Annotated in this window: 1 protein-coding gene; it reads right to left on the bottom strand. The window is 67.1% G+C overall.

Annotated features, from left to right (window positions below):
- Window positions 1-155 precede the first annotated feature (155 nt).
- On the bottom strand, window positions 156-431 hold a 276-nt coding region (locus D3D02_RS20160; RefSeq protein ID WP_233560744.1), incomplete at its 5' end, for a DUF378 domain-containing protein.

Raw genomic sequence — 431 nt, 5'->3', positions numbered from 1 at the left:
GTCGACGTAGACGGAATCGGTGTCGTTGGTCACCTCGATCGAGTCGTTGACGAGCTCGCCCGAGCCGTCCTGTCCGGTGACCCCGCCCGCGGCGAGACCGAGCCCGGCGATCGCGACGATCGCGACGGCGAGGGCCGCGATTGTGTTGCGGTTCATCAGTCGCCTCCGTCCCCGCGAATCCGGTCGACGACGTCCGGAACGTCGTAGAACCCGGCGTGATCGGCGAGCGTGATGACGCCGGCGACGGCGACAGCACCGTAGACGACCGTCGCGGCGGTCGGCGAACCGACCGCGGTCCCGAGCTCGGCGACGGCGTGGTAGTCGAAGAACTCCAGCAACCCCCAGTTGATCGAGCCGATCGAGGTGAGGATCCAGATTACTCCCGCGATCGTGTCCTCCCCGTCCCAGATGGAACTCATAGCATCCACCCC

This window comes from Halobellus sp. Atlit-38R (genome assembly GCF_003665925.1).
In the GTDB taxonomy this organism is placed as follows: Archaea; Halobacteriota; Halobacteria; order Halobacteriales; family Haloferacaceae; genus Haloquadratum; species Haloquadratum inordinatus.
Note: the sequence above shows the minus strand (reverse complement) of the source record. Positions and strands in the feature narration are given on the sequence as shown.